Source organism: Luteimonas sp. Soil_N_1, from assembly GCF_057656255.1.
The window spans coordinates 675,287-688,962 of record NZ_JBDGKS010000001.1 but is presented as its reverse complement, the minus strand read 5'-3'; the positions used below and the strand labels follow the sequence as shown (position 1 = coordinate 688,962).

Sequence of the window (13,676 nt, the reverse complement as noted above, 5' to 3'; positions counted from 1 at the left end):
CCCCCTACACTGACCTCAATGCGTCCCGCTCCGCGTTTCCGCCGCCTGCTGCTGACCCTGCTGCTTGCCGGCGGCGGACTGGTGCTGGTCGCATGGGTCGGGCATTACGAGGGCGGACGGCGCGCACTGGCGACGCAGTCGGCACAGGCGGCCCAGCAGCTCGACCTGCTCGCACAGACGCTCGACCAGCGGATCGAGCGCTACCGCGCGTTGCCGCAGTTGCTCGCGCTCGATCCCGAACTGCGCGCGAGCCTGGCCGGGCCGGTCGATCCCGACACGCGGGCGCGCCTCAACCGCCGGCTCGAAGAGGCCAACCGTACTGCGCGCGCCTCGACGCTGACACTGATCGATGCGCAGGGGGTGGCGGTCGCTGCGAGCAACTGGCGGGTGGCCGGCAGCAACGTCGGCGAGGACTACGCGTTCCGGCCTTATGTGCAGCAGGCGTTCCGCGACGGACGCGGACGCTTCTACGGTATCGGCGTGACCACCGGCGTGCCGGGCTACTTCCTCTCCGAAGCACTGCGCGACGATGCCGGGCGGCCGCTCGGCGTGATCGTGATCAAGATCGAACTGGCGGCCATCGAACGCACCTGGCCGCATGACGGCGACCTGGTGCTGGCCAGCGATGCGCACGACGTGGTGTTCCTCGCCAGCCGACCTGCCTGGCGCTACCGCATGCTGACGCCGCTGGACGCGGAGGCGCGCCAGGAACTGTCCGCGACCCGCCAGTACGAGGGCCAGCGCCTGCGCGGCTATTCCGGCGAACGCCTGCGTGCGAGCGGTACCGGCGGTGCGCTGGTGCGTGTCGACGCGCCGCCGCTGCCCGGCCAATGGCTGTGGCAGCGCACGCGCGTGGCCGACACCGACTGGACCCTGCATCTGCTGCACGACGCGACGCCGGTCGTGGCCGCCGCGCGTGGATGGGCGACGATCGCGGGCGTGTCGTGGACGGCGCTGGTGTTCCTGGCGCTGTTCCTGCAGCAGCGCGTCCGTCTGGGCGCGCTGCGCCGTCGCAGCCGCGACGAACTCGAAACCCTGGTGCGCCATCACGCCGAGGAACTGCGCAGCGCGCACGACGGCCTGGTGGCGGCCGCGCAGGAAGCCGACACCGGCCTGAGCAGGCGTCTGGCCCACCTGCCGCAGGGCGTGGTGATCATCGACGCGGCACTGTGCATCGTCGCGTGGAACGCACGCTACATCGAACTGTTCCGCTTCCCGCCCGAGCTGGTGCGTGTGGGCACGCCGATCGAAGAAGTGTTCCGCTACAACGCGCGCCGCGGCCTGCTCGGCCCGGGCCCGGTGGAAGACGCGATCGAACGCCGCCTGGGACATCTGCGCAGTGGCAAGCCGCACATGCGCGAGAGCGAGAAGTACGACGGCACGGTGCTGGAGATCCGCGGCAACCCGCTGCCCGACGGCGGCTTCGTCACCAGCTACGCCGACATCACCACCTACAAGACCACCGCACGCGAACTGCGCACGCTCGCCGACTCGCTGGAACGCCGCATCGCCGAGCGCACCGCCGATCTCGAACAGGCCCGCGCCGAGGCCGAGGCCGCCAACCGCTACAAGGGACGTTTCGCGGCTGCTGCGGTGCACGACCTGCTGCAGCCGCTGAACGCCGCGCGCATGTTCGCCGCCGGCCTGCGGTCCCGCCTGCGCGACGACGAGACCCGTCGCATCGCCGACAGCATCGACGGCGCGCTGGCCGCGCAGGACGGCATCCTCGCCAGCCTGCTCGACATCTCACGGCTGGAGACCGGCACGCTGCGCACCGACGTGCGGGATGTGCCGCTGGGCCCGCTGCTCGCCGGCCTCGCGCGCGAAACCGGTGTGCTGGCGCAGGCACGCGGTCTGCGCTTCGACCACGTGCCGACGCAGTCGTGGGTGCGCAGCGATGCCAACCTGCTGCGCCGGCTGGTGCAGAACTTCCTGTCGAACGCGGTGCGCTACACCGCGCGCGGCCGCATCGTGCTCGGCGTGCGTCGCGACGGGGACCGCCTGTGGATCGAGGTGCACGACACCGGCCCGGGGATTCCACCGAACCGGCAACGCGAGATCTTCGAGGAATTCCGCCGCCTCGACGACGGCAATGCCGGCGACCGCGGTGCCGGACTGGGACTGGCGATCGTCGACCGCATCGCCCGTCTGCTCGGCCATCGCGTCGACCTGCGCTCACGCCCGGGCACCGGCAGCGTCTTCCGGGTGTCGGTGCCGCAGGCCGAGCCGCAGACCGGATCCGCACTCCCGCCGCCGGCACCGGTCACGATGGCCGAGGACGATGCCCCGCTACGCGGCTGTCGCCTGTGGGTCGTCGACGAGGATGCCCAGGTCTGCGCCGCCATGCGTTTGCTTCTGGAGCGCTGGGACTGCGACGTGCTGCTGGCCGACGGCCCGCATGCGGCGCTGGCCGCCGCGGTGAACGGCGAAGTCCCCGACATCGTCCTGCTCGACGTGCGCATGGACGAACACCACGGCCCCACCCTGCTGGACACGCTGTGCGACCGCTGGGGCGCGGTGCCGCTGGTGATCCTCACGACCGCCGAAGCAGATCCCGCGTTGCGCACGCAGGCCCGCGACGCCGGCCATGGCTTCCTGTCCAAACCGGTCCGGCCGCCCGCATTGCGCGCGTTGATGATGCAGATGCGGCTGCGGGGACGCTGAGCCCGGCAGTCGCGGACCAGGCGTTGCCTACGCCTCGTCCTCGCGCTCCAGCGCCTTCACCAGCACGGCCGCCTGGGTGCGGCTGTGGCACTCGAGCTTCTTGAGGATCGCGGTCACGTGCACCTTGACCGTGTTTTCCGCCAGACCCAGCTGGTAGGCGATCTGCTTGTTCAACAGGCCGTCGGCAATGCCCAGCAGCACGCGGAACTGCTGCGGCGTGAGCTGCGCCAGACGTGCGGCGAGCTGCGCGTCTTCTTCGGAACGCTCGGCGGTCAGCGGCGGGAACCAGCTGCCGCCGTCGAGCACAGTGGACACCGCCTGGCCGATCGATTCGGCAGGCGCCGACTTGGAGATGAAACCCGCAGCACCGAACTGCTGCACGCGGCGCACGGTGCGCGGGTGGTCGTTCGAGGAGATCACCACGACCGGCAGTTCCGGCCGCTCGCCGCGCAGCCAGACCAGCGACGACAGCCCGCGTGTACCGGGCATCGCGAGATCCAGCAGGACCAGTTCGATGTCCGGATGCGCTTCCAGCGCCGGCGCCAGCGCAGACGCGGTGGCAGCCTCGACGACGCGGATGTCGCCCAGACCATCGCGCAGGGCGTGCAATACGGCAGCCCGCAGCAGCGGGTGGTCGTCGGCGACGAGGATCACGGGATGGGTCTCCATGCCGGCAAGTCTGGCATGGACGGCCACATCGCATGCGGCGGTGGCGTGGATCGCGCATCCGCAACGCCGTGCCGGATCGCTACAGCTGGTCGATCCGGATCCGGTTCGCGAACAGCGAGAACGCCAGCATGCCGGCCAGTCCGCCGGTGCGTTCGAGCCACGGCGGCAACCAGCGCGGCGGCTCGAGTGTGCCGTCGTCGAACAGCGGCGACAGACGTCGCACGTCGTCGAGCGTCATCTTGCCGGCGAACAGGTGCCGGCACAGCGGCAGACGCTGCGCGGCCAAGGCCTGCCGGAAAAACGTATGCACGTCGATCAGGCCGCGCAGATACACCGCGTCCTTCGTGAACGCATGGCCGCCGCGCAAAGGCACGCCCCGGAACACACGCTGCGCGGACGCGAAGCTCTCTTCAGCCGGTTGCCCGGCGCCATGGAAGTAGTCGAACACCTGCAGGAAATCCGCCCCGTCGAGCGCGCGCGCGATCGCCTCGATGCGCAGGCTCACGCGCTTCATGCGACCGATGTCGATGCTGCCGGTGATCTGTTCGGCGAATACCGCCAGTCCTTCCTGCGTGCAGGTGGTGCGCGGGGACGACATCGCCAGGCTCGGCAGCACCGGCTGCTCGCGACCGTTGAGCGCGGTCAGCGAATGCACGAAGGCCTCGTGCTGCAGCAGCTGTTCGCGGTCGTGGATCGAATAACGCGCGTCGCTGCGCAGACGCAGCCGATATGCACCGGCCGCAGCCTTGGCGATCATGCCCGGATCGAGTTCGACCGCGACCACGCGCGCGCCGAAATACGTATCCAGATCTTCCTGCAGCTGCGCCTGCAGCGTGGCGGCGTCGATCGTCGGATGCTCGACGTCGGCGAGCAGGCCGGGGTCGAGTTCGTCGGCGATGTGGATGAAGTGCCGCGCGGCATCGCAGGTCGTCAGCGCGCCACCGGGCAATGCGGCATCGGGACGCCCGTAGAGCGCGATCGCGTGGCCCCCGGCCGCGTCGGTACCGAGCGATTCCAGCAGCTGCGCCGCCTCGTCCCACGCCCGCGTCGACTCGACGGTGTAGACGCCGAGCGGATGATCGGGATCGGCTTCGGCGCCGATCGAGGCGAGTGCACGACGGGTGTCGGTGAAATCCAGAACCGGATATGTGATTTCCGGCATCTCCCGCCGTCCGGCCGCGAACGCGGACAGAAACCGCTGCTGCGCCCCGGGCGGCCAGCTCGCCAGGCTTAGCACCCGGATCCCGCGTGCGGCGGCGACCATGCGCGCATCGAGCGCGGCGTGATGGGCGATGGCGTCGGGCATCCGCGACTCCGGCAGGCGTTGCGGTCACGCTAGCCGATTGTCGATGTCGCCTCCAGTTCGCGCGTTACATTGGACGCCATGTGATCGCATCGGGATCTGCGCATGCCGCTCATTTTTCGACCGCTGTGCCTCGTTCTGCTGTTTGCCCTTGTCGCTTGTTCGAGCGTGCCGTATGCACGCGATGGCCGCTTGCCGACACCTGTCACGCCTTCGGATGCGTCGTCCGAGCGCGCGGCGCTCAATCTGCGAGTCCACGACGCGGTCGCGCGCCACGTGACCCGCCTGTTCTATCGGTCCGATGCGATCGACACTGCGTTTGCAACCGCAGTGCAGAAGAGCCGCAGCGCCGCGCGCGACGCACCCGATGAAACCGCGCTGTATGCCGTCCTCGATGCGCTACTGTCGCGCCTCGATGACGACCATACCTACGCGATCGGCCCCAACGATCGCGCGCGGGTCGAGGCACGTCGGAACGGTCGAGACGATGCGGGCTACGGCCTGCTTCTGAACCGTGTCGGCGAGTCCTACGTCGTCGCGCTGGTCAGGCCTGGCACGCCCGCGGCCGACGCCGGCATTATGCCGGGCTGGGAACTGCTGGAGATCGACGGACACCCGGTACGCATCTCGGCCGCGCCGCTCGCAGGGCGTACCGCCTCGTTGCGGTTCCGCGACGAGCACGGCGACGTGCGCATGGTGTCGCTCATCGCAGTGGTATTGCCACAATGGCCACGCGTCGAACATCGGGTGCTCGACGATGGCAGCGTTTATCTGCGTTTTGACGACTTCGACGTCACGCGGTTGACATGGATGTTCGAGCAGATCGGTGCGCTGGCGACTGCGCCGCCGGCCGTGGTGCTCGACCTGCGGCGCAACGGGGGTGGCAGCATCGATGCCGCGGCACTCGTCAACGCCCTCTTCTTCCCGGAGGTGCAGGCATTCGCCGTGCTCAAGGGCCGCTTTATCAACCGCCGCATGGTCGCGCGCCAGCCGGTCCACTATGCCGGTCCGCTACGCGTGCTGGTCGGCCCCGCATCGGCAAGTGCGTCCGAACTGCTGGCCGCAAGGCTGCAGGAAACTGCTCGCGCGACGATAATCGGCCAGCGCACACGGGGGGCGGTCGTCGGCACCCGCGGTATCGACCTGCCCGATGGCGGACTCCTGTACGTAGGTCAGTTCGTCATGTCGACCGCCGATGGGCGCGCGTTGGAAGGGGTGGGCGTCATGCCCGACATCGTGATCGACACCGACTGGCAGGCGGTCCGCGACGGCCGCGACCGGGTCGTCGAAGCTGCGCAGGCACTGCGCTGACGCCTCACTCAGGCGGTCAGCGCTCCCGCGTCCAGTCCGAGCCACGCTTCGCCGGCTTCACGCCGGGCCGTCCACCCGTCTTCGCCGGCGGCTTCTTGCCGGTAGGCCGGCTCTCCGCCTTCTGCGCCATGCGCGTCGCGAGTTGACCCGCGGCGCCGGCGAGTTCGTCGCGCAACTTCAGGTAGCTGCCCAGACGGCCCGGGTCGAGCGTGCCCGCATCGACCGCGTCCCACACCGCGCAGCCCGGCTCGTTGCCGTGCGTGCAGTCGCGGAACCGGCATTGCGCCGCGACCGCTTCGACATCGGCGAATCCGCCTTCGGACAGGTCCTCTTCGCCGGTCGGCTTGAGTTCGCGCATGCCGGGCGTGTCGATCAGGCAGGCCCCCGACGGCAACGGGATCAGCGCGCGGTGGGTCGTGGTGTGGCGGCCGCGGTCGTCGGTTTCGCGCACCGCGGCGGTCTTCATGCGCTCGACGCCGAGCAGACTGTTGGTCAGCGTGGATTTGCCCGCGCCCGAACTGCCGACCAGCACCGCGGTCACGCCCGGGCCGAGCCAGCGGTGCAGCACTGCGGCGCTGTCGTGGTCGCGCGCGTTGACCGGCACCACGGCGACGCCGAGCCCGGCGATCTCGGTCAGCGCGGCCACTGCGGCGGCGATGTCGGCCTCGGGCTTGTCGGCCTTGGTCAGCACGATCACTGGCGTGCCGCCGCCCTGCACCAGCAGCAGATAGCGCTCGATGCGGCGCGGATTGAAGTCGGCGTCGAGTCCGCAGACCACCAGCACGGTGTCGATGTTCGCGGCGATCAGCTGCTGCTTGTAGTGCTCGCCGGCGGCGGCGCGCTTGATCGCGCTGCGCCGGGGCAGCATCGCGACGATGCGCTTGCCGTCCTCGACCAGCACCCAGTCGCCGACCGCAGCGCGGTCCTCAGGCGCGATCGTGCCCTTGCGGTAGCCGCTGCGCCGCAGCCAGTCGGGCAGCGATTCGACCGCGATCGCCTCGCCCGGCGCTGCGGCGACCAGATAGCCGGAGCGGTGCTGCTCGACCACGCGCATCGGCCGGGCCTGTGCGTGCGTGGCCATCACCTCGGCCCAGGGGCCCGACGGAGCACCGTCGAACGGCCAGCCGATCGCGCGCAGCGCGGCGTCGGCGGCGATCGGGTCGGCGGGGTTCAAGCGGTACGTCGGGCGGTCGTCATGCCGCGGATTCTACGGGCGCCGGGTGTGCACGCGCGAACCGGGGTGCGGCGCCACTCGTCGGCGCAGGCCGCATTCACCCGGCTTTTCCGCTAGCATCGCGCGACATTCCTGCGCCGAGCGCCCCCAGATGTCCGCCCCCCTGCATGCTCCCTTGAAGACGCGTGAACGCCTGTCCGAAGTCCGCTACGAGATCCGCGGCGAGCTGGCGCGGCGAGCGCGTGAGCTGGAGGCGCAGGGGCGCACACTGATCAAGCTCAACATCGGCAACCCCGGTGCGTTCGGGTTCCGCGCGCCGGATCACCTGCAGCGCGCGATCGCCGAACGCATCCACGACACCGATCCGTACACCCACCAGCAGGGCCTGCCAGCCGCGCGCGAGACCATCGCCGCGTTCCATGCCGCGCGCGGCACGCAGGACGTGTCGGCCGAGCGCGTGTTCGTCGGCAACGGGGTGAGCGAACTGATCGACATCGCCCTGCGTGCGCTGCTCAATCCCGGCGACGAAGTGCTGGTGCCCTCGCCCGACTACCCGCTGTGGTCGGCGGCGACGATCCTCAACGACGGTCGCCCGGTGTTCTACCAGTGCAAGGAAGGCAACGGCTTCCTGCCCGATCCCGACGAACTCGAAGCGCTGGTCTCGCCGCGCACGCGCGCGATCGTGCTGATCAATCCCAACAATCCGACCGGCGCGGTGTATCCGCGTGCGCTGCTCGAGCGCATCGTCGCGATCGCCGCCAAGCACGACCTGCTGCTGCTGTGCGACGAGATCTACGACGGCATCACCTACGACGACGCGCCGTTCGAACCGATCGCGCCGATCGCCGGCGACGTGCCCTGCGTGTCGTTCGGCGGCCTGTCGAAGGTGCACCGCGCCTGCGGCTGGCGCGTGGGCTGGGCGGTGCTGTCGGGCGACGAGGCGCGCAGCCGCGATTTCCGCAATGCGATGGACCTGCTCGGTGCACTGCGCCTGTGCGCAAACGTGCCCGGCCAGTTCGCGATCGAAGCCGCGCTGACCGGCATCGATACGATCAGCGCGCTGTGCGCGCCCGGCGGTCGTCTGCACGAGGCACGCCGCGCGGTCGTCGAGGCCTGCGATGCGAGCCCGTATCTGCGACTCGTCGCGCCGGCCGGTGCGCTGTACGCGTTCCCCGGCATCGCCGAGGAATTCAGCCAGGGCTTCGACGACCACGCGTTCGCACTGGAACTGATGGAAGCCGAAGGCGTGCTGGTGGTGCCGGGCAACAGCTTCAACGTGCCCTACCGCAACCATTTCCGCGTGACCCTGCTGCCCGAACCCGCGCAGCTGCGCGAGGTCTTCGCGCGCATCCATCGCGTGCTGGAACGGCAGATCACCGATGTCCGCAAGGTCGTGCCGATCGCGAAGCGCCAGGCCCGCGCCGCCGGATGACTGCGCCGCGCCGCTATCTCGCGCTCGGCGACAGCTACACGATCGGCGAGGGCATCGCAGCCGAAGACCGCTGGCCGGTGCAGCTGGCCGATGCATTGCGCAGCGAGGGCATCGCACTCGATGCGCCCGAGATCATCGCGACCACCGGCTGGACGACCGACGAACTCGATGCGGCGATCGATGCCGCAGCGCCGGTCGGTCCTTTCGATCTGGTGAGCCTGCTGATCGGCGTCAACGACCAGTACCGCGGGCGCGACGTTGCGCTGTACGGCCCGGCGTTCTCGGCGCTGCTGGATCGCGCGACCGGCTTCGCCGGTGGCGATGCGGCGCGCGTCTTCGCGCTCGCGATTCCCGATTGGGGCGTGACCCCGTTCGGGGCGCATTCGGGGCGCGACGTCGCCGCGATCGCGCGCGAACTCGATGCCTACAACGCCGCTGCTGCAGCGATCTGCGCGGCGCGCGGCGTTGCCTTCGTCGACATCGCACCGGTCAGCCGCGCGCGGGGCGGCGAAGCGGAGATGCTCGCCGACGATGGCCTGCATCCGTCAGCTGCACTGCACAGCGAGTGGATGCAGCTGGCGTTGCCGGTCGCGCGCGGCTTATTGTCGCGGGCATGACTGCGACCACTTCCGACACCACGCCGCTCTCCACCGCACCGTATCCGCGCGAGGACGCCCGCAACATCGCGCGCGCGTTCCTGCCGAAGCACGCGCTGGGCAACCGCTACGACTACTACTACACGCTGACCAAGCTGCGCACCGACCCGCTGTATCCGGGCGTGCTGCAGGCGCTGCGTCCGACGACCGCGCCGGTGCTCGATCTGGGCTGCGGACTCGGCCTGCTTGCGCATGCGCTGCGTGCCGATGGCCAGTCGCTTCCGTTCACCGGCGTCGACATCGACGCAGCGAAGATCCGTCGCGGCCGCGAAGTCGCCGCGCGCACCGGACTCACTGACGTGCAGCTCGATGTGCTCGATCTTGGCGTCGGCCTGCCGTCGCACCAGGGCAGCGTCACGATCCTCGACGTGCTGCAGTACCTGTCGCCCGAGCGCCAGCGCGAACTGCTCGACAACGTGATCGCGATGCTGGTGCCGGGCGCACGTCTGGTGATCCGCAGTGGCCTCAGTGATGACACCTCGCGTAGCCGCACGTCGCGCATCACCGACCGCCTCGCCAATTTCGCCGGCTGGATGCAGGAGCGCGCGAAGAGCTATCCGACCGCCGACGGCCTGCGTGGCCAGCTTGAAGGCGCTGGTCTGCAGACGACGCTGCGCCCGCTGTACGGCGACACGCCGTTCAACAACTGGCTGATCGTCGGCACCCGCACGTGACCGCACGCGACGGCCTGCCGAATGCGCCGATGCTGGCGCTCGACGATCCGTCGTGGACCACGCTGCGTTGCGCGCAGGGCGATGCGCGCGGCATTCCCGCCCTGCTCGCGCAGCTCGACGGTGCGAGCGGAGACGACTGCCTCGGCGAGCCCTGGCAATCCTTGTGGGAATCGCTGTGCAACGGGGGTCAGGTGTTCTCCGCCTCGTTCGCCGCTGTCCCGCACATCGTCGCGATCCTCGCCGAGGCGCCGGAACGCGCGACGCCGAGTCACTTCGTATTGCCCGCCAGCATCGAACTCGCCCGCGCCGCGCACGACTCGGAGATTCCGGAGCATCTGATCGAAGGCTACGTCACCGCGTTGTCGCGCCTGCCGCTGCTCGCCGGTCTCGTCGCCGCGCCGGACTGGAGCGAACTGATGTGCAGCGCGGCACTGGCCGCGACGGCGGCGGCGACCGGACAGCATGCGGTTGCGGCACTGCTGCTCGAAGCCGATGACATCGGCGCGGTACTGGCGTGGTTGCGCACGGCGTAGGTCGCGCTCGGGATTGAGCAGCTGCGCGTGCGTTTCCAGCGGGCTGGCGGATCGTCTGGATCCGGAACGCCGCACGCTGTTGCTTCAGACCGCCGGTCCCGGCAACACCGCCCGCAATCCCTTCGCCCGCATCCGCGTCAGCACGCCTTCGACCATCGCGAAGTTGCCGCCGTGCTTTGCGCCTTCATGCAGCAGCACGATCGCGCCCGGAGCGAGGTCGGCATCGATCCGCGCGACCACGTCATCGACATCCGCCTTCACCGCGTCGAATCCACGCGCATTCCAGCCGACGCGCGCCAGTCCAGCATCACGCAGCGGTGCATGCACGAACGGATTGGTATGACCGACGACCGAGCGGAACCACGCCGGTGCGTGACCGGTGATGCCGGTCAGCGTGCGCTGGCAGTCGAGAATCTCGCGCCGCATCCGCGCCGGTCCCAGCGCCCAGAACATCGCCTGCGGATGGCTCTGGCTGTGGTTGCCGATGCCATGCCCACGCGCGGCGATCTCGCGCACGAGGTCCGGTCGCGCTGCGGCGCGCGCACCGACCAGGAAGAACGTCGCCTTCGCGTCGTGCGCATCGAGCAGATCGAGCAGCGCGCGGGTGTCGTCGGACGGGCCGTCGTCGATCGTCAGCCACACGCCCTCGCCCGGCAGCCGGGTCAGCACCGGCCCATACAGCCTCGAGGCCGGCGCCAGCACGCCCCACAGGCACAGCGCGTGGCTGGCCAGCAGCAGCGGCAGGCCGATCGCCCAGCCCAGCTGCCACCAGACCAGTGCGATCAGCAGCTGCGAGGCGATCAGCAGCAGCAGCCACAACTGCGGGCGACGGGGCGGGCGGTGAACGGACATGGCGCGCATGATGCCATCGGCACCGCCGCGCAACGCGGTGTTCCGGGCGCGCGGGCGGCGCTTGCGGGCTTGCATCGCAGGCCGCGCGGTACCATGTGGATCGTTCCCGCACACCGGATCCATGCCATGTCCCTCGACCCCGCTCTCCGCACCCGCATCGAAACCCTGCTGCAGGGCAACCGGGCCGTGCTGTTCATGAAGGGCTCGCCGACGACCCCGCAGTGCGGCTTCTCCGCCAAGGCCATCTCCGCGCTCGAAGCGGTGGGCATCGAGTACGCGACCGTCAACGTGCTTGAGGACGGCGAGATCCGCGAAGGCATCAAGGCCTATGGCGACTGGCCGACGATTCCGCAGCTGTATGTCGACGGCGAGCTCGTTGGCGGCAGCGACATCATCGAGCAGATGGTCGGCAGCGGTGAGCTTCACGGCCTGTTCGGCGTCGCTCCGCCGGACCGCACGCCGCCGTCGATCTCGATCACCCCGGCCGCGCGCGAGATGATCGCCAAGGCGGTCGGTGATGCCGGTGGCGATTACGTGCTGCAGGTCGACATCGACGGCAACTTCCGCACCCGCCTGCAGCTCGCACCGCGCAGCGCGTCGGCGATCATCGCCCAGGCCGACGGCATCGACGTGCAGTTCGACCTCGCCGGCGCACGCCGCGCCGAGGGCATGACGATCGACTTCGCCGATGACATCCGCGGCCGTGGTCTGGTCATCGACAACCCGAACGCGCCCAAGCCGGTGCAGGACATCAGCCCCGCCGACGCCAACGATCGTCTCGCCGCCGGCACGCTGACCCTCGTCGACGTGCGCCCGCCTGACGAACGCGCCACCGCCAGCGTCGCGCGCCCGTTCGAGGTGCTCGACGGTGACGCGATCACCGGCCTGCAGCAGCTGCCCAAGGACACCCCGCTGGCATTCCTGTGCCACCACGGCGGCCGCAGCCAGCAGGCGGCCGAGCATTTCCGCAACCAGGGCTTCACCCACGTCTACAACGTCGCCGGCGGCATCGATGCCTGGAGCGACAGCGTGGATGGCGGCGTCCCGAAGTACTGACGGCGCGCGCCGGACGTCCGAAGAAAGGAGACCACCCGGTCTCCTTTTTTCATCGTCGACACTCACGCCGGCGCCATCGGGCTGCGGTTGCGCCACACTGATATCCAATGTGTCTGTCCCCGAGGATAGGACCATGTCCACCACCCAACGGCACCTGCCGCTGATCGACCTGTCGCAGCTCGAAGCCGGCAGCCCCGGCGATCGCGCGGCCGCGCTGCAGGCGCTGCGCCAGGGCGCACGCGAAGTCGGCTTCTTCTATGTGGGACACCACGGTGTACCGCCCGGGCTCGACGCCGCGCTGTTGCAGCAGGCGCGGGCGCTGTTCGCGCTGCCCGATGCGGACAAGCAGGCCATCGCGATGCTCCATTCGCCGCATTTCCGCGGCTACAACCAGGTCGGCGCCGAACTGACCCGCGGCAAGGCCGACTGGCGCGAACAGATCGATATCGGTGCAGAACGCGAGGCGGTGCCGCAAGCGCCCGGCGTGCCGGCGTGGACGCGCCTGCAGGGCCCCAACCAGTGGCCCGCGGCGCTGCCGGAATTCCGCCCGGTCGTGCTGGCCTGGCAGGACGCCGTTACCGGTGTGCTGCTCCGCCTGCTGCAGGCCTGCGCCGAAGCCCTCGGCCAGCCGCGCGACGTGTTCGCGCCGATCTATCGCGACCAGCCCTACCAGCTGATGAAGCTGATCCGGTATCCCGGCCGCGAGCGCGGAGACAGCGATCAGGGCGTGGGCGCGCACAAGGACAGCGAACTGCTGACGCTGATCCTGCAGGACGGCGTCGGCGGCCTGCAGATCGAGCTCGACGATGGCCAGGTCATCGAGGCCACCCCGCGGCCCGGCACTTACATCGTCAACATCGGCGAGCTGCTGGAGCTGGCGTCGGATGGCTATCTCAAGGCCGCCGTACATCGCGTCAGCAGTCCCCCGCCCGGCGTCGAGCGCCTCTCCGCAGCGTTCTTCCTCGGCGCGCGCCTGGATGCGACGGTGCCGGCGCTGACGCTGCCGCCCGACCTCGCCCGCGAGGCCAGCGGCTACACCCGCGACCCGCACAATCCGCTGTTCCACCAGGTCGGCCAGAACACGCTGAAGGGACGCGTACGCTCGCATCCGGACGTGGCTGCGCTGCATCACGCGGACCTGCTTCCCCCGTCGAAGCCCTGACGACCGGCTACGGCGTGTGACGCACGCACGTGCTGGATCCGGCTTCGCAGGCGTGCCGCCGATCAGCCGGACCCGCTGAGCCGGCGATGCGTCCCGGGGGCATGGGCAGGCCCGGTACCCCACCGGGCGCATGCGATGCCCTGCCGTGTGCCGGCAGGCACGGCACCGGCAACGGCCGGGTCCTTGCCGC

12 protein-coding genes are annotated in these 13,676 nt (G+C 70.0%); 8 read left to right on the top strand and 4 right to left on the bottom strand.

The window, feature by feature from the left end:
- The first annotated feature begins 18 nt into the window (after positions 1–18).
- Entirely contained in the window at positions 19–2,664 is a 2,646-nt protein-coding gene (locus tag AC3A4E_RS03145; RefSeq protein WP_487630114.1) for a hybrid sensor histidine kinase/response regulator, read from the top strand.
- Positions 2,665–2,691: 27 nt separating this feature from the next.
- Here AC3A4E_RS03145 and AC3A4E_RS03140 read toward each other — a convergent pair whose 3' ends face one another.
- Together AC3A4E_RS03140 and AC3A4E_RS03135 are read right to left on the bottom strand one after the other, a co-directional pair.
- Positions 2,692–3,333, bottom strand: coding sequence for a LuxR C-terminal-related transcriptional regulator (locus tag AC3A4E_RS03140; RefSeq protein WP_487630113.1), 642 nt, complete (start codon positions 3,331–3,333; stop codon positions 2,692–2,694).
- A gap of 79 nt (positions 3,334–3,412) precedes the next feature.
- Entirely contained in the window at positions 3,413–4,654 is a 1,242-nt protein-coding gene (locus AC3A4E_RS03135) for a peptidase MATCAP family protein (RefSeq protein ID WP_487632002.1), read from the bottom strand.
- An 87-nt stretch (positions 4,655–4,741) separates the two neighbouring features.
- Here AC3A4E_RS03135 and AC3A4E_RS03130 point away from each other — a divergent pair, with 87 nt between their 5' ends.
- On the top strand, positions 4,742–5,947 hold the full coding sequence (locus tag AC3A4E_RS03130; protein WP_487630112.1) for a S41 family peptidase: 1,206 nt from the start codon (positions 4,742–4,744) through the stop codon (positions 5,945–5,947).
- A gap of 16 nt (positions 5,948–5,963) precedes the next feature.
- Here AC3A4E_RS03130 and rsgA read toward each other — a convergent pair whose 3' ends face one another.
- Positions 5,964–7,121 (bottom strand): ribosome small subunit-dependent GTPase A, encoded by a 1,158-nt coding sequence (gene rsgA / locus AC3A4E_RS03125; protein WP_487630111.1) that lies wholly within the window; start codon positions 7,119–7,121, stop codon positions 5,964–5,966.
- A 151-nt stretch (positions 7,122–7,272) separates the two neighbouring features.
- Between rsgA and AC3A4E_RS03120 the strand changes: the two genes are divergently transcribed.
- Genes AC3A4E_RS03120 through AC3A4E_RS03105 form a run of 4 tightly spaced genes read left to right on the top strand, consistent with a single transcriptional unit; the run spans position 7,273 to position 10,416 of the window.
- Positions 7,273–8,553: an aminotransferase class I/II-fold pyridoxal phosphate-dependent enzyme gene (locus AC3A4E_RS03120; protein WP_487630110.1), complete on the top strand. Its 1,281-nt coding sequence runs from the start codon at positions 7,273–7,275 to the stop codon at positions 8,551–8,553.
- Complete coding sequence (locus tag AC3A4E_RS03115) at positions 8,550–9,170, top strand: SGNH/GDSL hydrolase family protein (protein ID WP_487630109.1); 621 nt, start codon at positions 8,550–8,552, stop codon at positions 9,168–9,170. The genes AC3A4E_RS03120 and AC3A4E_RS03115 overlap by 4 nt, the downstream gene beginning before the upstream one ends.
- Positions 9,167–9,883 (top strand): class I SAM-dependent methyltransferase, encoded by a 717-nt coding sequence (locus AC3A4E_RS03110; protein ID WP_487630108.1) that lies wholly within the window; start codon positions 9,167–9,169, stop codon positions 9,881–9,883. Before AC3A4E_RS03115 ends, AC3A4E_RS03110 begins: the two co-directional genes overlap by 4 nt.
- Positions 9,880–10,416 (top strand): hypothetical protein, encoded by a 537-nt coding sequence (locus AC3A4E_RS03105; RefSeq protein ID WP_487630107.1) that lies wholly within the window; start codon positions 9,880–9,882, stop codon positions 10,414–10,416. The genes AC3A4E_RS03110 and AC3A4E_RS03105 overlap by 4 nt, the downstream gene beginning before the upstream one ends.
- A gap of 84 nt (positions 10,417–10,500) precedes the next feature.
- Here AC3A4E_RS03105 and AC3A4E_RS03100 read toward each other — a convergent pair whose 3' ends face one another.
- Positions 10,501–11,277 (bottom strand): polysaccharide deacetylase family protein, encoded by a 777-nt coding sequence (locus tag AC3A4E_RS03100; RefSeq protein WP_487630106.1) that lies wholly within the window; start codon positions 11,275–11,277, stop codon positions 10,501–10,503.
- 117 nt (positions 11,278–11,394) lie between these two features.
- Between AC3A4E_RS03100 and grxD the strand changes: the two genes are divergently transcribed.
- Complete coding sequence (gene grxD, locus AC3A4E_RS03095; RefSeq protein ID WP_487630105.1) at positions 11,395–12,324, top strand: Grx4 family monothiol glutaredoxin; 930 nt, start codon at positions 11,395–11,397, stop codon at positions 12,322–12,324.
- 133 nt (positions 12,325–12,457) lie between these two features.
- Positions 12,458–13,486 carry an isopenicillin N synthase family dioxygenase gene (locus AC3A4E_RS03090; RefSeq protein ID WP_487630104.1) on the top strand — a complete coding sequence of 343 codons (1,029 nt, stop codon included), beginning with the start codon at positions 12,458–12,460 and terminating at the stop codon, positions 13,484–13,486.
- Positions 13,487–13,676: the final 190 nt, after the last annotated feature.